The sequence below is a fragment of the Micromonospora sp. CMU55-4 genome, assembly GCF_011602315.1.
GTDB classification, from domain to species: Bacteria; Actinomycetota; Actinomycetes; order Mycobacteriales; family Micromonosporaceae; genus Micromonospora; species Micromonospora chalcea.
This window is the reverse complement of the sequence record NZ_JAAOLH010000001.1, coordinates 252,143-278,658: the sequence shown is the minus strand read 5'-3', so window position 1 is coordinate 278,658 and position 26,516 is coordinate 252,143. Positions and strand designations below refer to the sequence as shown.

Below are 26,516 nucleotides of genomic sequence, written 5' to 3'. Positions count from 1 at the left end.
TCGGTAATTCGGTTGATTCCGGGCCGCCGGAAGGGTGAGGGTGAGGTCACCGCCCCCACCGATCCGAGTCCGGAGGACCTTCCATGCGCCTGCTCCGAGATCTCTGGGCCACGGCGCCCCGGCGGATGGCGGCGGTCCTGCTGCTGATCGTGCTCGGGGCCGGTGGCCAGGCGGCCGCGTCCGCGCTGGCCGGGCCGGTGCTGGTGCACCGTTCGTCCGGCTGGTTCGTCGCGCTCGCGGTGGCGCTCGTCGCCGCTGTCGTCACCGACCTGCTGATCGGCCTGATCATGGCGCGGCTCACCGCCGACTGGTCGGCCGACGTGCGGCGGCGGCTCTGCCGGGTCGCGCTCGGCCAGGACCTGCCCACCCTGGAGACCACGCCGGTCGGCGAGTTGCTCGACCGGATCGACAACGACGTCTACCAGGTCGCCGCCGAGATGCGGAACACCGGCGTACGGCTGGCGCAGGGCCTCGCGGTCTGCGTCCTCGCGACGGTGAGCGCGCTGATCGTCTGGTGGCCCGCCGGTGTCGGCATGATCGTGCTCACCTCCCTGCTCGCGGTGACGCTGCGCCGCCCGACCGCCCGGATCGCCCCGGCCCGGATGGCCGAGGAGGAGGCGTGGTCGGACCTCGCGGCGGTGATGGAGGAGGCGGTGCACGGGCAGGACGACGTGCGCACCAGCCTCGCCCGGCCGTACGTGCTGCGCCTCTACGCCCGCCGCGCGGCCGAGGTGATCGCCCGGTGCGTCCGGGTGTTCCGGCTCTCCGCCCGGGTCACCGCGGCCGCCGCCGGCGCGGTCCGGGTCGGCATCGCCGGTGTGGTGCTGGGCGGCGCGTGGGCGCTCGCCACCGGCCGCGTCGACGCCGCCCGGCTGACCGGGATCTGGCTGCTGGCCATCGCGTTCGGCGCGACTGTCGAGCACATCGCCCGCTGGGTGCCGCACCTGCAGCAGGCGTTCGGCGCGTGGGGCCGGGTGCAACTGCTCGCCGGGTCGCCGCAGGAGCCGGAGGGCGGGGCCACCCCCGTCGACGGCGACCTGACCGTGCGCGGGCTCACCTACCGCTACCCGGCCGGCGGGGACGAGCGCGGGCCGGCGCTGCGCGACGTGCGCCTCGACTTCGTCCGGGGCCGCTCGTACGCGCTCGTCGGGCGTACCGGCTCGGGCAAGTCGACGCTGGCAAAGGTGCTCACCCGGGCGGTGGACGTGCCCCGCGGCACGGTGTTCCTCGGCGACACCGACCTGGTCGACCTGGACGTGGAGGAACTGCGCCGGTGGATCGCCGTGGTGCCGCAGCGCACCGAGATCCTGGCCGGGACGCTCGCCGAGAACGTGGCGCTGTTCGACCCGGAGCTGCTGGACGCCGCCGAGCGGGCGCTGGCCGAGCTGGGCCTGTCCGCCTGGATCGCCGAGCTGCCCGACGGCGTGCACACCCGGCTCGGCGACGGCGGCTACGTGCTCTCCGCCGGGCAGGAGCAGCTCGTCGCGTTCGCCCGCATCCTGGTCCGCGACCCGCACGTGGTGATCCTCGACGAGGCCACCGCGCGGCTCGACCCGGTCACCGAGAACCGGGTACGCGAGGCCACCGAACGGCTGCTCACCGACCGGATCGGCATCGTCATCGCGCACCGGCTCTCCTCGGTGCGCCGCTGCGACGAGGTGGTGGTGATGGCCGACGGAGCGGTGCTGGAGGCCGGTCCGCTGCGCGAGTCGGCCCGCTTCGCCGAACTGCTCGCCACCAGCCACGCCGGGGCGTACGCCGGAGTGGGCGCCCGGCGCGGCGGCGTCGACCTGCTCGACGCGCCCGCCTGGGACGACGCGCCCGCCACGCCGACCGCGCCCGCGACGCGGCCGGCCGCCGTGCCGCGCGCCGACCCGCCACCCGCGCCGCCCGCGCCCCCCGCGCGGACCATGCGGGAGATCCTCCGGCTGGGCCTCAACGACCCGCGGTACGGCCTGATCTCGGTCGGCCTGTTCATCGTGATGACTGTGCTCGGGATGGACGGCGCGGTGCTGCCCTGGCTCTGGGCCGACCTGGTCGGCGGCGGCGACCCGTGGCTGCCGGCGCTGGGCATCGTGGCCGCGCTGCTCGTGGTGCTGCCGCTGCCGTACCTGACGAACCTGTGGTTCCCGCAGTGGTGGATCCGGCAGATGCTGCGGATCAGCGCCCGGCTGGTGCACGGGCAGACCGGCGCGCGCCGGGTCAGCGGGCACACCCCGGCCGAGGTGGTGGCCCAGGGCGGTGACACCGACCGGGTGGTGCACCTGGCCGACAACCTGATGGACCAGTTCATCTCGCTGGTCATCGTGGTCACCATGACGCTGGTGACCGGCAGCTTCGTACCGGCGTTGTTCTTCGTCGGCACGATGGTGGTCTCCGGGCTGGCGGCGACGCTGTTCGGGCCGAGGCTGGAACGCACCGCGGCCGGCACGGTGAAGGCGCGCGCCGCGTTCGCCACCGCGCTGGTCTCCGCGCTGTCCGCCGCCCGTACGGTCAAGCTGGCCGGCGCCACCCGCCCGGTGCTGCGGCACCTCGCCCGGCTCGACGAGGTACGCAGCGAGCGGCAGCGGCGCGAGATCGCCATGCAGGTGTGGGCCCGGTCCACCCCGTCGGTGGCCAGCGGCCTGCTGCCGATCGGCGCGTGGGCGCTCTACCTGGCCGGCGGGCTGTCCGCCGGCGCCACGCTGGTGGCCGTCTCCACGCTCGGCGCGGCCCGCTGGTTCGCGTGGACCACCGCGTCACTGGTGTCGCAGTACCCGTCGGCGCGGGTGTGGACGAAGCGGACGGTGGCGATGACCGGCGAGGCCGTGTACGCGGCGCCGGTGCCCGGCCTGGATCTGGTCGCCGGGACCGCGCCCGCGCCCGAGCCGCCGCCCCGGCACCCGCTGCGCCGCCTGGAACTGGCCGGCTTCGGCGCGCTGCACTCCGACGGCACGCTGGCCGTGCGCGACGTCGACCTGGTGGTCGAGCGCGGGCAGCTGGTGCTGGTCGTCGGCCCGGTCGGGTCCGGCAAGTCGTCGCTGCTGCGCGCGCTGGCCGGGATCGTGCACCACGTCGGCGAGCTGCGCTGGAACGGCGACCCGGTGACCGAGCCGGAGATGTTCCTGCGCCCCAACCAGGTCGGGTACGTGGGTCAGCTGCCCCGGGTGCTCTCCGGCACGGTGGCCGACAACATCGCGCTCGGGCACCAGGTGGACGCCGCCGGTGCGGTCTCGACCGCCCAGCTCGAACACGACCTGGCCGCCGCGGGGGGCGGGCTCGGGTTGCTGATCGGGCACAAGGGCACCCGGCTCTCCGGTGGTCAGCTCCAGCGGCTGGCGCTGGCCCGGGCGCTCGCGCCGCGTACCGAGCTGCTGGTGGCCGACGACGTGTCGTCGGCGCTGGACGTGAGCACGGAGCTGGCGTTGTGGGCGGCGTTGCGCGAGCACGGGGTGACTGTGGTCGGCTCGACCGCGAAGCGGGCCGCGCTGGTCCGGGCCGACCACGTGGTGGTGCTGATCGACGGCACGGTGGCCGACCAGGGCGCCTGGACCGACCTGGAACCCCGCTGGAACCACCTGGCCGGCTGACCGCGTTCTCCCGGTTGATCATGAAGTTGGCGGCGTCAAATCGGACGCGGAACGCCGCCAACTTCATGATCGACGGGCACGGTCAGAAGGCGCGGGCGTACTGGTTGGGCCAGGCGGGGGTGGCGTTAAGCTTGGCGGCGGCGCGGCGCGGCCAGTACGGGTCGCGCAGCAGTTCCCGGCCCAGCAGCACCAGGTCCGCCTCGCCGCCGGCCACGATCTGCTCGGCCTGCTCGGGCTCGACGATCAGGCCCACGGCACCGGTCGGCACCCCGGCGTCGCGGCGGATCCGGGCGGCCAGCGGCACCTGGTAGCCGGGCCCGACCGGGATGGACGCCCGGACCGCCGCGCCGCCGGAGGACGTGTCGACCAGGTCCACTCCGGCGGCGGCCAGCTCACCGGCGAGCACCACGCTGTCCTCGACGGTCCAGCCGTCGTCGGTCCAGTCGGTGGCGGAGATCCGGGTCAGCACCGGCACCGACTCGCCGACGGCGGCGCGTACCGTGCGGGCCACCTCCAGCGTGAGCCGCATCCGGGCGGCCCGGTCGCCGCCCCAGCCGTCGGTGCGCCGGTTGGTCAGCGGCGACAGGAACTCGTGCAGCAGGTAGCCGTGCGCGGCGTGGATCTCCACGGCGGCGAACCCGGCGTCGAGCGCCCGCCCGGCGGCGGTGGCGAAGGCGTCCACCACGGCGGCGATGCCCGCCTCGTCCAGCGCGGTGGGCTTGCGGTACTCCGGCACGAACGGCTGGTCGCCCGGGCCCACCGGGGTCCAGCCGCCCTCGGCGTCCGGCACGCCGCCGCGCGCGGGCGCCCACGGCCGGTACGTGGACGCCTTGAACCCGGCGTGCGCGAGCTGCACGGCCGGCACCGCGCCGTGGTCGGCGACGAACGCGGTGATCGGCCGCCAGGCGTCGACGTGCGCGCCGGACCAGAGGCCGGTGTCCTGCGGGCTGATCCGGCCCTCGGGCACCACAGCTGTCGCCTCGGTGATCACGAGCCCGGCCCCGCCGACCGCGCGGGAGCCGAGGTGGACGCGGTGCCAGTCGGTGGGCAGGCCGTCGGGCCCGGCGCTGTACTGGCACATGGGCGCCAGCGCGATCCGGTTGGGCAGCGTGACGCCGCGCAGGGCGAGCGGGGTGAACAGGGCGCTCATTGTCGAAGATCCTCCGGTCATGGCTTCGGGTGCGCCTCCCGCTTTCGGAAGACGCACCCGAAGAAGTGTGGATCAGGCGGGTACGGGGTCGAGCCGCTCGGTCTCGACCGGCTCGATCAGGTCGCGCTTGCCGGCCGAGTCGTACGCGGCCCGGTCGAGCGTGCCCTCCCGGGCGGCCACGATGGTCGGCACCACCGCTTGACCGGCCACGTTCGTGGCGGTGCGGATCATGTCCAGGATCGGGTCGATGGCCAGCAGCAGGCCGGCCCCGGCCAGCGGCAGGCCCAGCGTGCTCAGGGTCAGCGTGAGCATGACGATCGCGCCGGTCAGGCCGGCGGTGGCGGCCGAGCCGACCACCGAGACGAACGCGATCAGCAGGTAGTCGGTGACGCCCAGGTTCACGCCGAACACCTGCGCCACGAAGATCGCGGCGAGCGCCGGGTAGATGGCGGCGCAGCCGTCCATCTTCGTGGTGGCGCCGAACGGCACGGCGAAGGAGGCGTACTCGCGGGGGACGCCGAGGCGCTCCACCGAGCGCTGGGTCACCGGCATGGTGCCCACCGAGGAGCGGGACACGAACGCCAGCTCGATGGCGGGCCAGGCGCCGGCGAAGAAGCGCAGCGGGTTGAGCTTGCCGGCCACCGCGAGCAGCACCGGGTAGACCACGAACAGCACCAGCGCGCAGCCGACGTAGACGGCCGTGGTGAACTTCGCGAGCGGGGCCAGCAGGTCCCAGCCGTACGAGGCGACGGCGTTGCCGATCAGGCCGAGCGTGCCGATCGGGGCGAGCCGGATGACCCACCAGAGCGCCTTCTGCACGATCGACAGCAGCGAGCGGTTGAGCGACACGAACGGCTCGGCGGCGTCGCCGACGAGCAGCGCGGCGGCACCCACCACCAGGGCGAGGAAGACGATCTGCAGGACGTTGCCCTCGACGAACGCGCCGACCGGGTTGGTCGGGACGATGCCGGTGAGGAAGTCGATCCAGGAGCCGGTGGTCTTCGGCGCGGTGGCGCCGGCCGGGTCCAGGTTGACGCCGCGGCCGGGGTCGGTGAGCAGGCCGAGGCCGATGCCGATGCTCACCGCGATGAGCGCGGTGACGGCGAACCAGAGCAGCGTCTTGACGGCGAGCCGGGCGGCGTTGGCGACGCCGCGCAGGCTGACCACGCTGACCACGATGGCGGTGAAGACAAGCGGCGGCACGGCCAGCTTGAGCAGCTGGACGAAGAGGCCGCCGACGGTGTCGAGCGTGCTGGTCAGCCAGGCGAGGTCGGCGGCGCGGGCGAGGAAACCGAGCGCCACACCGAGCACGAGGCCCAGCAGGATCTGGACGGAGAAGGGAATTCTGCGCAGGGCGGAAGCCATGAGGACGGGTCCAAGGTCTGGAGAGGGAAGGCGGGCGTCAGGGCGTGGAGCTACGCCGGACAGACGCCGCTGGCCTGCCGTCGCAGATCGACGTACAGGCGCTCGGTGAGGCACCAGACATTGGTCATCGTCGCGACACGTTACTCCCGTCGCGGGTGGGAACGGAAGGACCGTCGCCGGTGAGGCTCCTTACAGCCAGGTATCCGGAGGTGACCAGTCCCCAGGCGGCGACCACGACCAGCAGCACCCGCTCCGACAGCCCGAGCAGCGTGCTGCGGCCGACCAGCAGCAGCGCCAGCGCGACCACGACGGCCACCGGCAGCGCCACCGCCGCGCCGACCGCGGCGATCCGCCGCAGCCCCTGGTCCGCCGCCCGGGAGAACAGCACCACGAGCATGGCGAGCACCACAGCGGCGGTCGCCGCGATGCTGGCCCCGCCGTGCACCAGGTCCGCCACCGTGGGCGCCTCGAACGGCGGCAACGGACAGCCCTCGCTGCACGTGACAGCGCCGGACAGCACAGTCGCGACCGCGCCGATGCCGAGCAGCCCGGCCGCCGCCCGCAAACCCGGCGGCAGCGCCCCGGCGAGCAGCAGCAGCGACGCGGCCACCGAGAAGATCCCGATCCGGTACGCCCCGGCGTACCCGCTGTCCGCGATGCCCGCCTCACTCACGTACGCGACGGGTCCGGGACCGGGACCGGCGACCACCGCAACAGTCACCGCAGCCGCGCCGGCGGCCAGGCAGACGGCGGCGAACGCGGCGGAGATCCGGCGGCCGGTGTCCTCAGCCACGTCCGTGCGGGGTGGTCCAGCCGGACAGGTCGGGGCCGAGCGGCACGATCCGGGTCGGGTTGATCATGTCGTGGGTGGCGTAGTAGTGCCGCTTGATGTGGTCGAAGTCCACCGTCTCGCCGAAGCCCGGCGTCTGGAACAGGTCCCGCGCGTACGCCCAGAGCACCGGCATCTCGGTCAGCTTGCGCAGGTTGCACTTGAAGTGCCCGTGGTACGCCACGTCGAAGCGCACCAGCGTGGTGAACAGGCGCACGTCCGCCTCGGTGATCGCGTCGCCCATCAGGTAGCGCCGGCCGGCCAGCCGCTCGCTCAGCGCGTCGAGGCGGGCGAACAGTGCGGTGAACGCCTCGTCGTACGCCTCCTGGGAGGTGGCGAACCCGCATCGGTAGACGCCGTTGTTGACGTCCCGGTGGATCTCCGCCATCAGCGCGTCCATCTCCGGGCGCAGCTCGACCGGGTACAGATCCGGCGCGTCCGGCGCGTGGAACCGCCGCCACTCGGTCGAGAAGTCGAGCGTGAGCTGCGGATAGTCGTTCGTGACCACCCGTCCGGTGAGCGTGTCCACGAGCGCCGGCACGGTGACCCGGCCGGTGTAGTCCGCGTCGGTGGACAGGTACGCCTCGGACAGGAAGCCGATGCCGAGCACCGGGTCGAAGCCGTCCGGGTCGAGCGCGAACCGCCAGCCCCGCTCGTCCCGGATGGGGTCGACGGTGCCCAGCGAGATCACCTCGTCCAGCCCGAGCAGGCCGCGCACGATCCGGGCCCGGTGCGCCCACGGGCAGGCCCGGCACCAGATCAGCCGGTAGCGGCCCGCCTCCAGCGGCCAGCGCCCCTGATCGTCCGGCCCGCCGCCCTCCGGGGAGGTGGAGTGCGGGGTGACCCGGCCGGTGAACCGGTTGGGCTGGCGGACGAACGCGCCGCCGCCGCTTGTCTCTGCGCTGAACTGGGCCCCGGACATGCGGCAAACCTATCCGCTCCGGTCACGGATATCCTGGCGCCGGGTACCCCCACCGACCCCTTCCCACCCCCGAAGGACGTACGCGCGATGACAGTGGCCTATCTCGTTGCCGGAGTCCGCACCCCGATCGGCCGGTACGCCGGCGCCCTGGCCGGGGTCCGCCCCGACGACCTGGCCGCGCACGTCGTCCGCGAGCTGGTGGCCCGCCACCCGTCGGTCGACTGGGCGCGTACCGACGACGTGATCCTGGGCTGCGCCAACCAGGCCGGCGAGGACAACCGCAACGTGGCCCGGATGGCCGCGCTGCTCGCCGGGTTGCCGGAGGAGGTGCCGGGCAGCACCGTCAACCGGCTCTGCGGATCCGGCCTGGACGCGCTCGCCTCCGCCGCCCGCGCGATCGTCGCCGGTGAGGCCGACCTGGTGGTGGCCGGCGGCGTGGAGAGCATGAGCCGCGCGCCGTTCGTCATGCCGAAGGCGGCCACGCCGTTCGCCCGCACCGCCGAGGTGTACGACACCACCATCGGCTGGCGGCTGGTCAACCCGCTGATGCGCAAGGGCTGGGGCGTCGACTCGATGCCGGAGACGGCGGAGAACGTGGCAGCCGAGTTCGGCGTGGACCGGGCCGCGCAGGACGCCTTCGCGTACCGGTCGCAGCAGCGGGCCGCCAAGGCGCAGGCCGACGGCCGGCTGGCCGAGGAGATCGTCCCGGTGACGGTGCCCGCCGGCAAGCGCGAGACGAAGCTGGTCGAGGCCGACGAGCACCCGCGCGAGACGACGCTGGCGAAGCTCGCCTCGCTGCCCACCCCGTTCCGTGAGGGCGGCACGGTGACGGCCGGCAACTCCTCCGGCGTCAACGACGGCGCGGTCGCGCTGCTCGTCGCCTCCGCGGCCGCCGTCGAACGCTACGGCCTCACCCCGCTGGCCCGGGTACGCGGCGCGGCGGCGGCCGGCGTACCGCCGCGGATCATGGGCGTCGGCCCGGTGCCGGCCACCCGCAAGCTGCTCGACCGGACGGGCCTGTCGCTCGCCGACGTGGACGTGATCGAGCTGAACGAGGCGTTCGCCGCGCAGGCCGTGGCGGTGCTGCGCGAGCTGGGCCTGCCGGAGGACGCCGAGCATGTCAACCCGGGCGGCGGGGCGATCGCGCTGGGCCACCCGCTCGGCGCCAGCGGCGCCCGGCTGGCGCTGACCGCCGCGCTGGAACTGCGCCGCCGTGGCGGCCGCCGGGCGCTCGCCACCATGTGCGTCGGCGTCGGCCAGGGCATCTCGCTGCTGCTGGAGTCGGCCGACTGACGCCGGCCGGCAGCATCGCCCGTTGTGGATCTCCCATACCTGGCCGTACCGGCCTAGAGTGGTCTGCACCACACGACCCGCCAGCGACGGCGGCGACGACCTGGGGGACCGAGCGATGCAGACGCCGGACGGCGCGCCCACCGAGATCGACCTGAGTCGGCCGAGCGCCGCCCGGGTCTACGACTACTTCCTCGGTGGGGCCCACAACTTCGAGATCGACCGGCAGCTGGCCGAGCAGATCGCGGCCATGACACCGAACCTGGCCGCCACCATGCGCTCGGGCCGGGAGTTCCTGCGCCGGGCGGTACGGGTGCTGCTCGACGCCGGCATCGACCAGTTCCTCGACATCGGCTCCGGCATCCCCACCGTCGGCAACGTGCACGAGGTCGCCCAGGCCGCGAACCCGGACGCCCGCATCGTGTACGTCGACATCGACCCGGTCGCCGTGGCGCACAGCCACGAGCTGCTCGCCGGCAACGAGCGCGCCACCGCGGTCCTGGCCGACCTGCGTGAGCCGAAGCTGATCCTGGACCACGCCCGGTCCAGCGGGCTGATCGACTTCGACCGGCCGCTGGGCATCCTGCTCGCCGGCGTCGTGCACTTCGTCCCGGACGCCGACCGCCCGGCCGACATCCTGGCCACCCTGCGGGCGGCCGCCGCCCCGGGCAGCTACCTGGTCATCTCCCACTCCACGTTCGAGGACCAGCCGCAGGAGATGCTGGACGCGCAGCGGCTGTCCGCGCGTACCGCCACCGAGATCACGCTGCGCTCGCGGGCCGAGATCACCGGCTTCTTCGGCGACTGGACGATCCTCGAACCGGGCGTGGTGCACATGCCGCTGTGGCGGCCCGAGTCACCGTCGGACGTGGACGAGCACCCGGAGCGGTTCGGCGCCTTCGGCGGCGTCGCCCGGCACGACCGCGCCCTCGGCTGATCCCATGCGCGCCCCGGACATCGACGGGGGAGACGTCAGCCGGCCCGGCGCCGTCGCGTACGCCGCCGAGTGGGCTCGTGCGGTGCGCCGCATCGGATTCGTGCCGCTGACCGCGGCCGAGACCGAGCGCCTGCTGGTGCCGCTCACCGAGCGGCTCGGCGAGGCCCTGCTCGCCCCCACCTTCTCCGCCCGCCCGGCGGAGGAGGTGGGACGGGCCCTGGTGCAGGCGCATCTCACCGAGCCCGGCGTGCTCGACTGGTCGGTGCAGGCGCTCGGTGACCGGTTCCTGCAGTGGGTGCTGCCCGGCCGGGCGGAGTCACCCGAACTGCGCGAGCGGGTCGCGCTGCTGCAGGGCGCGTTCGCCGCCGGGTTCGCCCGCGCGTTGCGCGACCGGGTGTTCAGCCAGCAGGAGCGGATCTCCCGTTCCGCCTGGCAGGCGCGGGACACCGTCGAGCAGGCGCTGCGGGACAGCGAGGCCCGCTTCCGGGCGGTCTTCACCGGCGCCGTCATCGGCATCGGCATCGCCGGTGTGGACGGGCAGATCATCGAGGTCAACCAGTCCTTCGCGGACATGCTCGGCTACACCGTCGCGGAGATGCGGCGGATGAACGTGTCGGCGCTGGCCTACGCCGACGACGCGGCCGGCATGTGGGAGCTGTACCAGGAGCTGATCGAGGGCAAGCGGGACAGCGCGCGGGTCGAGAAGCGCTACTACCGCAAGGACGGCAGCGTCGTCTGGACCGACCTCGCGGTCTCGCTGATCCGGCACGACGACGGCCGGCCCCGGTTCACCGTCGCCATGGTCGAGGACATCACCGAGCGGTACGAGCTGCAGCAGCGGCTGCGGTTCCAGGCGCTGCACGACCCGCTGACCGGCCTGCCCAACCGGACGCTGTTCTTCGAGACGCTCGGCACCGTCTTCGACGGGGCGGGCGACGACCAGCGCGTCGGGCTCTGCTTCATCGACCTGGACGGCTTCAAGGCGATAAACGACAGCCTCGGCCACGACCTGGGCGACCGGCTGCTCAAGGTGATCGCCCGCCGGCTCAGCGACTGCGTGGCCGGGCGCGGTCACCTGGTGGCCCGCATGGGCGGCGACGAGTTCGTCATCCTGGTCGACTCCGACGGCGGCATCGACGACGCGGTGGAGGTCGCCGAACTGGCGCTGGCCGCCGTCTCCGCGCCGGTGCACGTCGCCGACCAGCAGCTCGCCGTGTCGGCGAGCATCGGCATCGTGGAGTGCCCGGCGGCGGAAACCAGCGTCGGTGACCTGATGAAGGCCGCCGACACCACGCTGTACTGGGCCAAGGCGGAGGGCCGGGGACGCTGGGCGGTGTACGACCCGGAGCGCAGCGCCGCCGACATCGCCCGCTCGGCGCTGGCCGCGAACCTGCCCGCCGCGCTGGACCGGGACGAGTTCGTGCTGCACTACCAGCCGATCGTGTCGCTGCTGGACGGCACGATGGTGGCGGTCGAGGCGCTGGTGCGCTGGCAGCACCCCGAGCTGGGCCTGATCGGGCCGGACCGGTTCATCGGGCTGGCCGAGGAGACCGGCCTGATCGTCCGGCTCGGCGCGTGGGTGCTGCGTCAGGCGTGCCGCGACGCCGAGTCGTGGCGGCGCGCGTACCCGGAGACGTCGCTGGTGGTCAGCGTCAACCTGGCCGCCCGGCAGGCGGACGACCCGGCCATCGTGGAGACGGTCGCGGAGGCGTTGCAGCACACCGGCCTGCCGGCCGAGCTGTTGCAGCTGGAGCTGACCGAGAGCGCGGTCATGGGCAGCGCGGGTGAGCCGCTGCGGACCCTGCACCAGCTCGCCGACCTGGGGCTGCGGCTGGCCATCGACGACTTCGGCACCGGGTACTCGAACCTGGCGTACCTGCGGCGGCTGCCGATCCACTGCGTGAAGCTGGCGGGCCCGTTCGTCGAGGGGATAAAGGGTGACGGCGGGGACGCGGTCGCCGACCACCGGGACGAGCGGATCGTGGACGCGCTGGTCCGGCTGGCGCACGCGCTGGAGCTGTCGGTGACGGCCGAGGCGGTGGAGACCGAGGTGCAGGCCGAGCGGCTGCGGGCGCTGCGGTGCGACACCGGGCAGGGCCGCCTGTTCGGCGCCCCGATGCCCGCCGACGGCATCCGCGCCCGCCTGGGCGGGTAAGGAAGGGCCCCCTGTTAACGCCTCCGGTAGAGCAGGGGGCCCCGCTTAACACCTCCCGCTCACGCGGCGGCAGGCGAGGAAGGGAGAACGGTGAGCCTCACCGATTCGCAGGCCGTGGTGTCGGTGGTCGCCGCGCTGGCGATCATCGCCGGGTTGGCCGGAGTGGTAGTGCCCGGGCTGCCGGCGCTGCCGCTGTGCTGGGGCGGCGTACTGGTGTGGGCGCTGTTCGGCGGCGCCGGGCCGGGCCGCTGGGCGGTGCTCGCCGCCGCCACAGTGATCGCCGCCGGCGGCACCGTGCTCAAGTACCTGTGGCCCGGGCGGAACCTGAAGCGGACCGGCGTGCCCACGTCGTCGCTGCTGGTCGGCGGGCTGCTCGGGGTGGTCGGCTTCTTCGTGATCCCGGTGGTCGGGCTGCCGATCGGCTTCGTCGGCGGGATCTTCGGCGCGGAGCGGCTGCGGCTGGGCGACACCCGGCTCGCCTGGCCGGCCACCGTGCAGGCGCTGAAGGCGGCCGGGCTGTCCATGCTGCTGGAGTTCATGGCCGGCCTGATGATCGCCGCGCTCTGGGTCGCCGGGTTGCTGTTCGTCTAGAGGTGCGGCGGCGCGGGGCGTCCGGAGGGTACGGCCGATCGCCGTACTTCAGTGAGAGAGAGGTGGACGCCGCGCGCCGCCGCGGACCGGGCGTTGCCGAGCGCCCGGCGCCGGCCCGTCGGGTCGGGCCTGGTCACGCCCACAATGATGCCCCCGGTGGGATCCGGCGACAACGCAATTACCGGGGTACGTATTGACCACCTTGATCGGCCGGGAGCACACTGCGAGCACTCGCACGAGCATCGCCTCGAGGAGGTGTGCAGTGGCCACGACGCCCGCGCCGACCGCCGAGCAGCCGATGGACGACGACGCCCGACGACTCGCCGAACTCGGCTACAAACAGGAGTTGCGCCGCAAGTGGAGCGGCTTCTCCAACTTCGCGATCTCGTTCTCCATCATCTCGATCCTGGCCGGCTGCTTCACCACGTTCGGCCAGGCGTGGAACAACGGTGGCCCGGTGGCGATCTCCTGGGGCTGGCCGCTGATCTCGCTGTTCATCCTGATCATCGGCTTCTGCCTGGCCGAGCTGGTTTCCGCGTACCCGACGGCGGGCGGGATCTACTGGTGGGCGGCGACCATGGGCCGGCCGGTGCACGGCTGGTTCACCGGCTGGCTCAACCTGATCGGGCTGGTCGCGGTGACCGCCTCTGTCGACTACGGCTGCGCCACGTTCCTCAACCTGACGCTGTCGGCGCTGTTCGACGGCTGGGCCGGCACCGGGCACCAGACGTTCGGGCTGTTCGTGGTGATCCTCGCGCTGCACGGGCTGATCAACATCTACGGGCACCGGATCATCGACGTACTCCAGAACGTCTCGGTCTGGTGGCACGTGGCCGGCGCGGCCGCCGTGGTGCTGATCCTGGTCCTGGTCCCGGACAACCACCAGAGCTTCCAGTTCGTGTTCACCGAGCGGTTCAACAACTCCGGCTTCGGTGACGGCGACACCGGCGGGCTGGCGTTCTGGTTCTACGTGCTGCCGCTGGGTTTCCTGCTCACGCAGTACACGATCACCGGCTTCGACGCCTGCGCGCACGTCTCCGAGGAGACCCGCGGCGCGTCCAAGGCCGCCGCGCAGGGGCTGTGGCGGTCGATCTTCTACTCGGCGGTGGGCGGCTGGATCCTGCTGCTGGCGTTCCTGTTCGCGGCCACCGACGTGGACGCGATAAACGAGGCGGGCGGCTTCTCCGGGGCGATCTTCGAGACGGCGCTGACGCCGTTCTTCTTCAAGGCCGTCATCATCATCTCCACCATCGGGCAGTTCTTCTGCGGCATGAGCTGCGTGACGTCGATGTCGCGGATGGCGTACGCGTTCAGCCGCGACCGGGCCGTGCCGGGCTGGCGGCTGTGGTCGACTGTCGACCGCAACGGCACGCCGGTCAACGCCATCATCGGCGCGACGCTGGCCGGGCTGGTGCTCACGCTGCCCGCGCTCTACCAGCGCGGCGGCATCCCTGTCGCGTTCTACGCGGTGGTGTCGGTGGCGGTGATCGGGCTGTACCTGTCCTTCATCATCCCGATCTTCCTGCGGCTGCGGATGGGCGACCGGTTCACCCCGGGCCCGTGGACGCTCGGCCGCCGCTACAAGCTGCTCGGCTGGATCGCGGTGGTCGAGATCGCCGTCATCTCGATCTACTTCGTGCTGCCGATCGTCCCGGCGGGGGTGCCCGGCAACCCCGACTTCAGCTGGACGGCTGTCAACTACGCGCCGATCGCGATCGGTGGCGTGCTGCTCGGCGTCGCCATCTGGTGGTACGCCTCGGCCCGCAGGTGGTTCACCGGCCCGCGCCGTACCGTCGAACAGGCCGATCCGGAGCCGGAGCCCGCCGAGCCGTCGTAGCTGTCGGTGGGGCCTGCCATGATCCGGCCCATGAATGCGGAAGCGGTGGTACGCGCGCTGTGGGATCGCATGCAGGCCCGCGACTGGGCCGGCGTCGGCGAGCTGCTGGCCGACGACGTGGTGGTGGAGTGGCCGGCCAGCGCCGAGCGGATCGTGGGTCGCGACAACTACGTGAAGATCAACGCCGAGTACCCGGAGGGCTGGTCGATCCGGGTGCTGCGGGTGGTGGCGTCGGGCGAGACGGTGGTGTCCGAGGTGGAGGTGCCGCACGAGGGGATGGGCGTGCACCGGGTCGCGTCGTTCTGGACCGTGCGCGACGGACGGATCGTCGAGGGCCGGGAGTACTGGACCAGCCTCGGCCATGACCCGTCTCCGCAGTGGCGAGCGGCCTGGGTCCAGCCGATGTGAAGTGGCCTGTTGGTCAGGCTGCGGGTCCGGTCTGCTTGGCCAGGGCGATGAATGACCGCCACGAGGACGGGGTGACGTGGAGGGTGCCGCCGTCGCGGTCCTTGCTGTCGCGTACGAGTACGACTCCCGGCAGGTTGTCGGCCACCTCCACGCAGTCACCACCGCTCGTGCCGCTGCGGGTGGACTTCTTCCAGATCGCGCTACTGAGGTCCATGCTGACTCTCTACTTCCTTTATCAGGGCGACCGACAGGGTCTGCGGCAAGGCTACGCTGCGGACGCCTTCCCACCGTGCCAGGAGCGTCGCCATCGCATCCTCGCCATCGACGACCAGACCCGCAAGCTGGTTCTCCAGGTGCCCCACCCAGCCGCCTTCCGCCGAGTGGGCCAGCGCCAGCGGCCCGGAAAGGCCGACGTGATGACCGGCATCGGCTGGAATAACGTGTAGTTGGACGTGCGGCAGTTCGGCCATGTGCAGCAGGTGCGCGAGCTGCTCGGCCATGATGGCGTCACGGCGGCGGAGCGCTGACTCATCAGTCACTGCGATGACGAGCGGGGGACGGTCGCGAAGCAAGATCTCCTGCCGCTCCAATCGTGCAGCTACCTGCTTCTCCACTTCCTCGTGGGGTCTCGTGCTGTCGAAGCGCAGCACCATCCGGGCATAGTTCGCCGTCTGAAGCAGGCCAGGGATCAGGGACGGATTGAAATACCGAAGCTGACGGGCCGAGCGCTCGGCCTCCAGCCAGGGACGGAACCACGAAGGCTGGCTCTCCCGTTCGGCCATCTTCAGCAGCGTTGTCAGCAGGTCGCCGGTCTTCAGCGCCTCATCTGCTCGCGCAAGGAACACGCGATCCAGCGGACGGGCCCCAGTCTCCACTGCCGAGACCATGGACGCGGAGTAGTGCAGAAGCCTGCCGAACTCCTCCTGACTGAGACCGGCGGCGGAGCGCATCCGGCGGAGCTGCGATCGGATGAGATCGGCTGTCGGTTCCTCCACAGTTCCTCCACAGTCCGTGCGTGAATTTCATTCGACATCCGCCGACCGGCCCGGTGCTTCACTCGTGCGCCGTGACCAGGCTCGATGCCTTCCGACCGTAGCGGTGTCCTCACCAGACTGTCACGCATGCGGATTCGCTCGTCGCAGGCGAGCACGGGCGGATTCCAGCCCGGGGCCGCCCGGTCCCGACGATGCCGGGCGGCCCCCTCCATCAACGAGGAGGCCGTTGTGCGTGTCCGATGGTTCCGGTGCCGTACCCGGGAGCTGCCCACCCTGCCGAAGCGAGACCCCGGCAGCAACCTGCCGGCGTGGATGCGCGAGCCGACCCGGGTGTTTCCCACGGTTCGCCCGGGCAGCCCGGGGCGTCTGACACCGGCGCAGGAGTGGCGGGCGAACGGGGGCCGCTGGTGACGGCTCTGGTCGGTGTGCTCAGCGCCATCGGGCACGTCGGGTATCAGCCGGACTGGACATGCGAGCGCTGCCGGGAGCCGTGGCCGTGTCCCACCCTGCGTCGCATTCCGCGCGATCAGCTCGATCCGGCGGCGCTCATCCGGATGATGGCGTTCCTCGTACGCGGCGCGATCCGGGATCTGCGTGGCCGCGTCGAGGGGCCGGAACCGCCCGAGATCGTCCGGCGGTTCTTCTGGTTCCTTCCGCTCAGCGACGACGAGGCGCGTGCGATCGCTCGAAGGTTGCGGTGATGGGCCGGCGCGTGGTTCCGCACCTGCCTGTGCGCCCGCTCTGGCGGTGCCGCAACTGCGGGGCGGAGTGGCCCTGCCAGCCGGCCCGGCTGTCGCTGCTCGTCGAGTACCGGGAGGACCGCACCGCGTTGCTGCTCTATCTCGGCGGGCTGATGACCGAGGCGCGGGAACAACTCGCCCAACTGAATCCCGACCACGCGCCGGACCTGCACAGCCGATTCCTGGCCTGGGCGCGGGTTCGTGGCTGACGCGGCGCGGGCTGTCCGCGTACCCCAGGGGTCAGATCGTGGGGCGGCGGTGGGTGAGCGGGAAGCGCAGGATGCGGTCGTCGCCGGCCGCCGGGGTGCCGCGGCCGTCGCGGTTGCTGGTCGCGACCCAGAGCGCGCCGTCGGGGGCCACCTCGACGGTACGCAGGCGGCCGTACGTGCCGGCCAGCTCCGCCACCGGTACGCCGACGCGGCCGGCGGCGTCGACGGGCACCGCCCACAGCCGGGCGCCGCGCAGCGCGGCGACGTAGAGCGTGCCCCTGGCGAAAGCGGCGCCGCTCGGGGACGCCTGGGCGGGCGGCCAGACGACGACCGGGTCCCGGAACCGGGGATCACCGGCGGCGCCCTCGACGATCGGCCAGCCGTAGTTGCCGCCGGGCACGATCCGGTTCACCTCGTCCCAGGTGCTCTGCCCGAACTCGGTGGCGAAGAGCCGGCCGTGCCGGTCCCAGGCGAGGCCCTGCACGTTGCGGTGGCCGTAGCTGTAGACGAGCGAGCCCGGGAACGGGTTGTCCGCGGGTGTCCGGCCGTCCGGGCGGAGCCGCAGGATCTTGCCGTTGCGGCTGGTCAGGTCCTGCGCGCGGGCGGCCACCCCGGCGTCGCCGATCCCGGCGTAGAGCATGCCGTCGGGGCCGAACGCGATCCGCCCGCCGGCGTGCACCGAGCCGCGGGCGATGCCGCTGACCAGCACCCGGGGCGCGCGGGAGGAGCCGAGGCGGAACCGGACGATCCGCATATCGGTGGCGGTGGTGTAGGCGGCGTAGACCCACCGGTCCCGGCGGTACGTGGGGGAGACCGCCAGCCCGAGCAGGCCCGTCTCCCCACCGGCGACCACGTCGGCGATCCGCGCCACCTCGCGGGCCGGGCGTCCGGGGCGTACGCGCAGGATCGTGCCCCGGTCCCGCTGCGCGACCAGGGCGCTGCCGTCGGGCAGGAAGCCCAGGCCCCACGGCGCCTCCAGGCCGGTGGCGACGACGTGCGGGCGGCTCAGGTCGTAGCCGGACCAGCCGGAGCGTCCGTCGAAGCCGCGCAGGTCGAGCATGACCGGTCGCGCGTCGGCGGTCGCCGGCCGGTCCGGCCCGGCAGCGGGTCGCCCCTCGGCGGGTCTGCGGTCGGCGTGCGCGTCGGTGGCGGCCAGCACGATCGCGAGGACGGCGGCGACGACCGCGACGGTACGACGGCGCATGTGCTCTCCCCGGTTTCGCACCCGGCCTCGCCGGGGCATTGACGGTGATCCGGTTTGCCAGTAGACCTTGGTGATGGAGGCCCCTGATGAAACCAACGCCGCTCTCGCTGGAACAGTTGCGGGTCGCCGTCACCGAGGGTGAGATCGATACGGTGGTGCTCGCCCTCACCGACATGCAGGGGCGCTTGCAGGGCAAGCGGTTCCACGCGCCCTACTTCCTCGACCAGGTGGTCACGCACGGCAGCGAGGGCTGCAACTACCTGCTCGCCGTGGACGTCGACATGAACACCGTCGACGGGTACGCGATGTCGAGCTGGGAACGCGGCTACGGCGACTTCGCCATGCGCCCCGACCTGGACACGTTGCGCCGGATGCCCTGGCAGCCCGGCTCCGCGCTGCTGCTGGCCGACCTGGAGTGGCTGGACGGCTCCGGCCCGGTGGTCGCCTCGCCCCGGCAGATCCTGCGCAAGCAGCTGGACCGGCTGGCCGCGCACGGGCTGACCGCGTACGCCGGCACCGAACTGGAGTTCGTGCTCTACCGCGACTCGTACGAGGAGGCGTGGCGGCGCGGCTACCGCGATCTCACGCCGGCCAACCAGTACAACGTGGACTACTCGCTGCTCGGCACCGCCCGGGTCGAGCCGCTGCTGCGCCGCATTCGCACCGAGATGGCCGGCGCCGGGCTCACCCCGGAGAGCGCGAAGGGCGAGTGCAACCTCGGCCAGCACGAGATCGCCTTCCGGTACGACGAGGCGGTGCGCTGCGCCGACCACCACGTCATCTACAAGAACGGCGCGAAGGAGATCGCCGCCCAGGAGGGCATGGCGATCACGTTCATGGCGAAGCCGAACGAGCGGGAGGGCAACTCCTGCCACATCCACTTCTCGCTGCGTGACGCCTCCGGCTCGTCGGCGATGCTGGGGGACGGGCCCGCGCACCTGAGCGTCACCGGTCAGCGGGTGCTGGCCGGGCTGCTCGCCACGATGCGCGAGTTCAGCCTGTTCTTCGCGCCGAACATCAACTCCTACAAGCGCTATCAGCCGGGCTCGTTCGCGCCGACCGCGCTGCGCTGGGGCACCGACAACCGCACCTGCGCGCTGCGGCTGGTCGGGCACGGGCAGGGGATGCGGGTGGAGAACCGGGTGCCGGGGGCCGACGTCAACCCGTACCTGGCGATCGCCGCACTGGTGGCCGGGGCGGTGCACGGCATCGAGAACGAGCTGGAGCTGGCGGACGAGTGCACCGGCAACGCGTACGACGACCCGGACGCCGAGCGGGTGCCAACCACGCTGCGTGACGCGCTGGACCTGTGGCAGCGCTCCGAGGTGGCCCGGACGGCGTTCGGCGACGAGGTGGCCGACCACTACGCCAACCAGGCGAAGGTCGAGCTGACCGCCTTCGACGCCGCGGTGACGGACTGGGAGCTGACCCGTGGCTTCGAACGCCTCTGACCCGCCGCCCTCCCTCGCCCCCGCGCCCGCCCTCGCGCTCCCGCTGTCGACGCCGATCTTGCACTTACAGCCCTCGACGCGGGCGTTGTGCGGCTTTCGCCGGGGCAGCAACTACAAGATCGCCGAGCTGAGGGGAGGGGGACCGCGTGGGTGAGGTGATCTCGCCTGTTGACGGGGCGGGGATCGGGGTCGTTCCGGGGTGCTCCGTTGAGGACGTGGATGCGGCTGTCGCGCGGGCTTCCGCGGCGTTCGAGACGTGGCGTCGGGTGGCGCCGGGGGATCGGGGGCGGCTGCTGCGGCGGTTCGCGGCCCAGGTCGACGCGCACCTGGAGGAGCTGGCTCTGCTGGAGGTGCGCAACGCCGGGCACACCATCGGCAACGCGCGCTGGGAGGCGGGCAACGTCCGCGACGTGCTCGACTACTACGCGGGCGCGCCGGAACGGCTGACCGGGCACCAGATCCCGGTGCCCGGGGGGCTCGACGTCACGTTCCACGAACCGCTGGGCGTGGTCGGCGTGATCGTGCCGTGGAACTTCCCGATGCCGATCGCCGGCTGGGGGTTCGCCCCGGCGCTCGCCGCCGGCAACACGGTCGTGCTGAAACCGGCCGAGCTGACCCCGCTGACCGCGCTGCGCCTCGCCGAGCTGGCCCGCGACGCCGGGCTGCCCGACGGCGTGTTCACAGTGCTGCCCGGCCGGGGCAGCGTGGTCGGCGAGCGGTTCGTGACCCACCCGGCGGTCCGCAAGATCTGCTTCACCGGCTCGACCGAGGTCGGCACGCGGATCATGGCCGGCTGCGCCGCCCAGGTGAAGCGGGTGACGCTGGAGCTGGGCGGCAAGTCGGCCAACATCGTCTTCGCCGACGCCGACCTGGAGAAGGCGGCGGCCACCGCGCCGTACGCGGTCTTCGACAACGCCGGCCAGGACTGCTGCGCCCGCTCCCGCATCCTGGTCCAGCGTCAGGTGTACGAGAAGTTCCTGGAACTGCTCGAACCGGCCGTACGGGCGGTGCGGGTGGAGGACCCGGCCCGGGACACGGCCGAGATGGGCCCGCTGATCTCCGCCGCGCACCGGGACCGCGTCGCCGGGTACGTCGACGGCGCGGACGTCGCGTTCACCGGCTCCTGCCCCGACGGCCCCGGCTTCTGGTACGCCCCGACGGTGCTGCTCGCCGGCTCCCCGGCCGACCGGCACTGGCGGGAGGAGGTCTTCGGCCCGGTCGTCTCGGTGCTGCCGTTCGACGACGAGGCGGACGCGATCCGGCTCGCCAACGACACCGAGTACGGCCTCTCCGGCTCGATCTGGACCCGGGACGTCGGGCGGGCGGTGCGGGTGGCCCGCGCGGTCGAGGCCGGCAACCTCAGCGTCAACTCGCACTCCTCGGTGCGCTACTGGACCCCGTTCGGCGGGATGAAGCGTTCCGGCCTGGGCCGGGAGCTGGGTCCGGACGCGCTGCACGCCTTCACCGACGTCAAGAACGTGTTCATCGGCACCGAGGAGTGATCACAGTGCAGGGACGGCTTTCCGACCGGGTGGCGGTCGTGACCGGCGCGGGCAGCGGCATCGGGCTGGCCACCGTGCGGCGCTTCGCCGCCGAGGGCGCCCGGGTGGTGTGCGTGGACATCGACGCCGACGCCGGTACCCGGGCCGCGCAGGAGGTGGACGGCGAGTTCGTCGCCGCCGACGTGGCCGACGAGACGGCGGTCCGCGACCTGTTCGACGGGGTGGTGCAGCGGCACGGCCGGGTGGACGTGTCGTTCCACAACGCGGGCATCTCGCCGCCGGACGACGACTCCATCCTGGAGACCGGCCTGGACGCCTGGGAACGGGTGCTGCGGGTGAACACCACGAGCGTCTACCTGTGCTGCAAGTACGTCATCCCGCACATGCGGCGGCAGGGCAAGGGCTCGATCATCAACACCGCGTCGTTCGTGGCGCTGATGGGCGCGGCGACGTCGCAGATCGCGTACACGGCGAGCAAGGGCGGGGTGCTGGCGATGACCCGGGAGCTGGGCGTGCAGTTCGCCCGCAAGGGCATCCGGGTCAACGCGCTGTGCCCGGGTCCGGTGGCGACGCCGCTGCTGCTGGAGCTGTTCGCCAAGGACCCGGAGCGGGCGGCCCGGCGGCTGGTGCACGTGCCGATGGGCCGGTTCGGCGATCCCACCGAGATCGCCGCCGCGGTGGCGTTCCTCGCCAGCGACGACGCCTCGTTCATGACCGCCGCGCAGTTCGTCGTCGACGGCGGCATCACCGGCGCCTACGTCACACCGCTATGAGGCCGGTCATCGGCATCACCGCGTACGTCGAGCCGGCCGGCTGGGCGGTGTGGCGGGACGTGCCGGCGACGCTCGTGCCGCACGCGTACGTCCGGGCGGTCACCGCGGCGGGCGGCCGGGCCGTGGTGCTGCCCCCGGACGACGCCGACGCGGACGTGCTGGGGATGCTGGACGGGCTGCTGCTGGCCGGCGGCGCGGACGTCGGCCCGGAGCGGTACGGGCAGCCGCCCGACCCGCGCACCGAGAGCCGGCCGGAGCGCGACGCCGGGGAGACGACGCTGCTGAGCGCCGCGCTCGCCGCCGACCTGCCGGTGCTGGGCGTGTGCCGGGGGATGCAGCTGCTCGCGGTGGCGTACGGCGGCCTGCTGCACCAGCACCTGCCGGACGTGGTCGGGCACGACGGGCACCGTCCCGCGCCGGGCGTGTACGGGTCGCACCCGGTGCGCTTCGCCGCCGGCAGCCGGACCGCCGAGGTGATGGCCGGGGTGGACCGGGTCAACTCGTACCACCATCAGGCGGTGGCCGACCCCGGCGGCCTGGCGGTGACCGGCTGGGCCGACGACGGGGTGATCGAGGCGGTGGAGGATCCGGCGCGGCGCTTCGTGCTCGGGGTGCAGTGGCATCCGGAGAACGAGCCGGACCCGCGACCGGTGGCCGCGCTGGTCCGGTCCGTGGTGTCGGCCAGATCACACACTCACATTTCGTAGGTGGGGACAGCCGAATCTCCGGCCTGGTCATCCCGGCCGGACCGCCCGAGTCGCCCCGGCCCGTCTGTTACGCCAGGATGAGGCGGAGGTAACCAGCGTCGAACGGTGCGGGTGCGTTACGTTGCTCGTCCGTCGGGGTAGTAGGCGGGGACGGTCGGCGTGACAGCGCCGACCGTCGTGATCATGGCCGGAGCGGGAGGCTGCATGGGCTCGGCCCAGGGGGGCGGGGACGACAGTCGTTCGTCCCCGGCGGCCGGCGAGGCGTCACTGTCGCCGCTGCTCGCCGCGGCGTTCGCGGCCGGCGGCGAGATGGGCGAGCGGCTGCGCGCCTTCGACTGGGCCGCCACCCCGCTCGGCAGCCCGGACCGCTGGCCCGCCGCGCTCTCCCACGCGATGAGCACCATGCTGTCGTCCCGCGCCCAGATGGTGGTGTTCTGGGGCGAGCAGCACCTGGCCTTCTACAACGACGCCTACCGGCCGACCATCGGCGACAAGCACCCCGCCGTGATCGGGCAGGCCGCGCACCGGCACTGGGCCGAGACCTGGGACGTGCTCGGCCCGCTGCTGGACGGGGTGCGCCGCACGGGCGTGCCCTACCGGGGTGAGAACCATCCCTTCGTGCTGAACCGGCACGGCTTCCTGGAGGACGTCTACTTCGACGTCTCGTACGACCCGATCCGCGACGTCGACGGCACCGTCAGCGGGATCTTCTGCTTCGTCAACGAGACCACCGGGCGGGTGCTCGGCGAGCGCCGGCTGCGGGCCCTGGCCGAGCTGGGCAACGAGCTGGGCGAAGTGCCGGACATGCGGGAACTGGGCCGGGCGGTCACCCGGGTGCTCGACGCCCACCGAGCCGACGTGCCGTTCAGCGCGCTGTGGTTCCCCGACGAGCGCGGCGATCTCGTGGCGGGCGGTTGTTCGGGCGTGGACCCCGCCGTTGTCGCCGGTCCGCCGCCCGGAGTGTCCGACGGCGAGCCGCTCACCGAGCCGCGTTGGATCGCCACCGCCGAGCTGCCCGGCGCGGTGCCGCCGGACGCCGCCGGCCAGGCGCTCCTGCTGCCGCTGACCGCGACGAACGAGGCGGCCGGGGTGCTGCTGCTCGGCGTGTCCCGCCGGCTGCCGTTCAGTGACGACTACCGCGACTTCGTCGGCCTGGTCGCCGCGCAGGTCAGCCGGGCGGTGGGCAAGCAGCGGGCGTACGAGCAGGAACGCGCCCGCGCCGCCGAGCTGGCCGCGCTCGACCGCGCCAAGACCAACTTCTTCGCCAACGTCAGCCACGAGTTCCGCACCCCGCTCACGCTGGTCCTCGGGCCGCTGGAGGAGATGCTCGCCGACCGGGAACTGCCGGATCGCTACCTCGACCGGCTCACCGTCATGCACCGCAACGGGTTGCGCCTGCTCAAGCTGGTCAACACGGTGCTCGACTTCTCCCGGCTGGAGTCCGGCCGGCTGGCCGCCCGCTACCAGCCCACCGACCTGTCCGACTTCACCTCCCGGCTGGCCAGCACGTTCCGGTCGGCCACCGAGCGGGCCGGGCTGCGCCTGGTGGTGGACTGCCCGCCGCTGCCCGCGCCGGTCTACGTCGACCGGGACATGTGGGAGAAGATCGTCCTCAACCTGGTGTCGAACGCGGTCAAGTTCACCTTCGACGGCGAGATCCGGGTCCGGGTACGCGCGACCGACCGGGCCGCCGTCCTGGAGGTGACCGACACCGGCGTCGGCATCGCGCCGGAGGAGCTGCCGCAGGTCTTCGAGCGGTTCCACCGGGTCGCCGGCGCCCGCTCGCGTACCCACGAGGGCACCGGCATCGGCCTGGCCCTGGTCCGCGAGCTGGTCGAGATGCACGGCGGCACCGTCACCGCGCACAGCGTCGTCGACCGGGGCACCACGTTCACCGTGACCATGCCGTTCGGGTACGCGCACCTGCCCGCCGACCGGGTGTCCGCTCTCTCCCCGGTGCCGCTGACCGAGCCGGAGCAGGCCCGCCTCTACGTCGCCGAGACGGCGCTCTGGACCGACGAGGTGGCCCGGCCCGTCGGGTTGCCCGAGCCGAACGGCACGCCGGGCGGCGCGGGCCGGATCCTGTTCGCCGACGACAACGCCGACCTGCGCGAGCACGTCGTCCGGTTGCTCTCCCCGGCGTACGAGGTGGTCGCCGTGCCGGACGGCGCGGAGGCGCTGCGGCTGGCCGTCGAGACCCCGTTCGACCTGGTGCTGACGGACGTGATGATGCCCCGGCTGGACGGCTTCGGGCTGGTCGCCGCGCTGCGCGCCAAACCGGCCACCCGGTACGTGCCGATCGTGCTGCTCTCCGCCCGGGCCGGCGCCGCCGAGGAGGTCGCCGGCCTGTCCGCGGGCGCCGACGACTACCTGACCAAGCCCTTCTCCAGCCAGGAACTGGTGGCCCGGGTCCGGGCCAACGTCGAGCTGGGCCAGTTGCGTGGGCAGATCATCCGCCGGCTGCGTGCGCTCGCCGACGCCGCCGTGGAGATCAACACCGCCCGGTCGACAGCCGAGGTGGTGCGGGTGGCCGCCCGGCACGCGCTGCGCCTGGCCGAGGCCGGACGGGTCCGCGTCACCACCACCGGGGCCCGTCACGAGGAGGACGCCGGCGGCGACCTGCCCGCCGACCCGACAGTGGTGCTGCCGCTCACCGGCACGTCCGGCGAGCAGCTCGGTGAGCTGCGGGTGTGGCGGCGCGAGGACGGCGGCACCGAGCAGGCGGCGCTGACCGAACTGGCCCGGCTGGTCGGCGTCCGGCTGGAGAACGCCCAGCTCTACGAGGCCGAGCACCACATCGCCACCACGCTCCAGCACAGCCTGCTGCCGCGTACGCTGCCGCAGCTGCCCGGCGCGGTGGTCGCCAGCCGCTACCTGCCCGGCAGCGCCGACGTGGAGGTCGGCGGCGACTGGTACGACGTGATGGCCACCGCCGACGACGACCTGGTGCTGGTCATCGGTGACGTGGTGGGCAAGGGCGTGCGGGCCGCCGCGGCGATGGGCCAGCTCCGCAACGCGCTGCGGGCGTACGTCCTGGAGGGCTACGACCCGGGCGAGGCGCTGACCCGCCTCAACCGGCTGGTCCACTCCGCCGGCAGCGGCTCCTTCGCCACCGTCGTCTGCCTCGGCTTCTCCCCGCGCACCGGCCGGATCCGGTACGCCAGCGCCGGCCATCCCTCACCCCTGCTGATCCGAGGAGACGACGTGGCGTTCCTGCACGATCGGGCCCTCGGACCGCCGATCGGGGCGATCCCCGGCACCGTCTACCCGGCCGCCGAAGGCGAACTCGCGCCGGGCAACCGGCTACTGCTCTACACCGACGGCCTGATCGAGGACCGGTCCGCGGGCATCGACGCCGGGCTGGGCCAGTTGCGGTCGGACGCGACGGCCCGCGCCGAGCACGTGGCGGACCTGGTCGACGCCGTCATGGCGCGGGTGGCCGGGCGCTCCCGGCACGACGACGTGGCCGTCCTCGCGCTGGAGGCGGCCGAGTTGAACCGCTTCGCGCTGCGTCTGCCCGCCGACCCGACCCGGCTCAGCGTGCTGCGCAAGCGGCTGGAGGACTTCCTCGTCGCCCACCAGGTCGGCGAGACCGACCTGTTCGACCTGACCGTGGCGGTCTCCGAGGCGGCGGCGAACGCGATCGAGCACCCGGTCGACCCGGTGGACCCGACGATCGAGGTCGAGGTGACGATCGCCGACCGTACGGTCACCGCAACCGTCCGGGACACCGGGCGCTGGCGGGAGTCGAGCGGGTCGAGCTTCCGGGGACGCGGGCTGGCGCTGATCCAGGCGCTGGGGGAGATGAACGTGACCCGTACCGAGGAGGGCACCGAGCTGACGCTGCGCCGCCGGCTGGCCGACCGGGACTGAGGGCTGTTG

At 73.0% G+C, this 26,516-nt stretch carries 21 protein-coding genes; 14 read left to right on the top strand and 7 right to left on the bottom strand.

Features of this window, described 5'->3' with window-relative positions; translation table 11 throughout:
* Positions 1–83: 83 nt before the first annotated feature.
* The gene (locus HA073_RS01265; protein WP_166455517.1) at positions 84–3,569 is read left to right on the top strand and encodes an ABC transporter ATP-binding protein; all 3,486 of its coding nucleotides are present in this window, start codon (positions 84–86) and stop codon (positions 3,567–3,569) included.
* Positions 3,570–3,651: 82 nt separating this feature from the next.
* Here HA073_RS01265 and HA073_RS01260 read toward each other — a convergent pair whose 3' ends face one another.
* From HA073_RS01260 to HA073_RS01245, 4 genes are all read right to left on the bottom strand, one after another.
* The gene (locus tag HA073_RS01260) at positions 3,652–4,719 is read right to left on the bottom strand and encodes an NADH:flavin oxidoreductase/NADH oxidase (protein ID WP_166455516.1); all 1,068 of its coding nucleotides are present in this window, start codon (positions 4,717–4,719) and stop codon (positions 3,652–3,654) included.
* A gap of 72 nt (positions 4,720–4,791) precedes the next feature.
* Positions 4,792–6,072 (bottom strand): dicarboxylate/amino acid:cation symporter, encoded by a 1,281-nt coding sequence (locus HA073_RS01255; RefSeq protein WP_181373726.1) that lies wholly within the window; start codon positions 6,070–6,072, stop codon positions 4,792–4,794.
* A 136-nt stretch (positions 6,073–6,208) separates the two neighbouring features.
* Positions 6,209–6,877: a DUF998 domain-containing protein gene (locus tag HA073_RS01250; RefSeq protein ID WP_043325855.1), complete on the bottom strand. Its 669-nt coding sequence runs from the start codon at positions 6,875–6,877 to the stop codon at positions 6,209–6,211.
* The gene (locus HA073_RS01245; protein WP_043325853.1) at positions 6,870–7,835 is read right to left on the bottom strand and encodes a glutathione S-transferase family protein; all 966 of its coding nucleotides are present in this window, start codon (positions 7,833–7,835) and stop codon (positions 6,870–6,872) included. The genes HA073_RS01250 and HA073_RS01245 overlap by 8 nt, the downstream gene beginning before the upstream one ends.
* Positions 7,836–7,922: 87 nt before the next feature.
* Between HA073_RS01245 and pcaF the strand changes: the two genes are divergently transcribed.
* The 6 genes from pcaF (at position 7,923) to HA073_RS01215 (ending at position 15,053) form a co-directional block, all read left to right on the top strand.
* The gene (pcaF, locus tag HA073_RS01240) at positions 7,923–9,128 is read left to right on the top strand and encodes a 3-oxoadipyl-CoA thiolase (RefSeq protein ID WP_166455515.1); all 1,206 of its coding nucleotides are present in this window, start codon (positions 7,923–7,925) and stop codon (positions 9,126–9,128) included.
* Between the two features lie 115 nt (positions 9,129–9,243).
* Positions 9,244–10,062 carry an SAM-dependent methyltransferase gene (locus tag HA073_RS01235; protein WP_064447258.1) on the top strand — a complete coding sequence of 273 codons (819 nt, stop codon included), beginning with the start codon at positions 9,244–9,246 and terminating at the stop codon, positions 10,060–10,062.
* 4 nt (positions 10,063–10,066) lie between these two features.
* Positions 10,067–12,217, top strand: a complete 2,151-nt coding sequence (locus tag HA073_RS01230) for a bifunctional diguanylate cyclase/phosphodiesterase (RefSeq protein WP_043325850.1) — start codon at positions 10,067–10,069, stop codon at positions 12,215–12,217.
* 90 nt (positions 12,218–12,307) lie between these two features.
* A complete protein-coding gene (locus tag HA073_RS01225; protein ID WP_043325848.1) occupies positions 12,308–12,808 on the top strand; it encodes a DUF456 domain-containing protein in 501 nt (166 codons plus the stop codon).
* 262 nt (positions 12,809–13,070) lie between these two features.
* A complete protein-coding gene (locus HA073_RS01220; protein ID WP_166455514.1) occupies positions 13,071–14,645 on the top strand; it encodes an amino acid permease in 1,575 nt (524 codons plus the stop codon).
* A 30-nt stretch (positions 14,646–14,675) separates the two neighbouring features.
* Complete coding sequence (locus HA073_RS01215) at positions 14,676–15,053, top strand: nuclear transport factor 2 family protein (RefSeq protein ID WP_064447071.1); 378 nt, start codon at positions 14,676–14,678, stop codon at positions 15,051–15,053.
* 13 nt (positions 15,054–15,066) lie between these two features.
* Here HA073_RS01215 and HA073_RS01210 read toward each other — a convergent pair whose 3' ends face one another.
* The gene (locus HA073_RS01210) at positions 15,067–15,267 is read right to left on the bottom strand and encodes a DUF397 domain-containing protein (protein ID WP_043325844.1); all 201 of its coding nucleotides are present in this window, start codon (positions 15,265–15,267) and stop codon (positions 15,067–15,069) included.
* Positions 15,254–16,003, bottom strand: a complete 750-nt coding sequence (locus tag HA073_RS01205; protein ID WP_051611197.1) for a helix-turn-helix transcriptional regulator — start codon at positions 16,001–16,003, stop codon at positions 15,254–15,256. Before HA073_RS01205 ends, HA073_RS01210 begins: the two co-directional genes overlap by 14 nt.
* A 353-nt stretch (positions 16,004–16,356) precedes the next feature.
* On the opposite strand from HA073_RS01205, the gene HA073_RS01200 reads away from it, so the two are divergent.
* A complete protein-coding gene (locus HA073_RS01200; protein WP_309227973.1) occupies positions 16,357–16,749 on the top strand; it encodes a hypothetical protein in 393 nt (130 codons plus the stop codon).
* Positions 16,749–16,997: a hypothetical protein gene (locus HA073_RS01195; RefSeq protein ID WP_043325839.1), complete on the top strand. Its 249-nt coding sequence runs from the start codon at positions 16,749–16,751 to the stop codon at positions 16,995–16,997. The genes HA073_RS01200 and HA073_RS01195 overlap by 1 nt, the downstream gene beginning before the upstream one ends.
* 31 nt (positions 16,998–17,028) lie before the next feature.
* On the opposite strand, the gene HA073_RS01190 is transcribed toward HA073_RS01195, so the two are convergent.
* Positions 17,029–18,201, bottom strand: coding sequence for a sorbosone dehydrogenase family protein (locus HA073_RS01190; protein ID WP_166455513.1), 1,173 nt, complete (start codon positions 18,199–18,201; stop codon positions 17,029–17,031).
* Between the two features lie 86 nt (positions 18,202–18,287).
* Here HA073_RS01190 and HA073_RS01185 point away from each other — a divergent pair, with 86 nt between their 5' ends.
* The 5 genes from HA073_RS01185 (at position 18,288) to HA073_RS01165 (ending at position 26,507) form a co-directional block, all read left to right on the top strand.
* Positions 18,288–19,652 (top strand): glutamine synthetase family protein, encoded by a 1,365-nt coding sequence (locus HA073_RS01185; RefSeq protein ID WP_166455512.1) that lies wholly within the window; start codon positions 18,288–18,290, stop codon positions 19,650–19,652.
* A gap of 155 nt (positions 19,653–19,807) precedes the next feature.
* Positions 19,808–21,154: an aldehyde dehydrogenase family protein gene (locus HA073_RS01180; protein ID WP_375336218.1), complete on the top strand. Its 1,347-nt coding sequence runs from the start codon at positions 19,808–19,810 to the stop codon at positions 21,152–21,154.
* Between the two features lie 5 nt (positions 21,155–21,159).
* Positions 21,160–21,927 (top strand): 3-oxoacyl-ACP reductase, encoded by a 768-nt coding sequence (locus tag HA073_RS01175; protein ID WP_166455510.1) that lies wholly within the window; start codon positions 21,160–21,162, stop codon positions 21,925–21,927.
* Entirely contained in the window at positions 21,924–22,634 is a 711-nt protein-coding gene (locus tag HA073_RS01170) for a gamma-glutamyl-gamma-aminobutyrate hydrolase family protein (RefSeq protein WP_043325834.1), read from the top strand. The genes HA073_RS01175 and HA073_RS01170 overlap by 4 nt, the downstream gene beginning before the upstream one ends.
* Positions 22,635–22,838: 204 nt before the next feature.
* Positions 22,839–26,507 carry a SpoIIE family protein phosphatase gene (locus HA073_RS01165; RefSeq protein ID WP_166455509.1) on the top strand — a complete coding sequence of 1,223 codons (3,669 nt, stop codon included), beginning with the start codon at positions 22,839–22,841 and terminating at the stop codon, positions 26,505–26,507.
* Positions 26,508–26,516 lie beyond the last annotated feature (9 nt).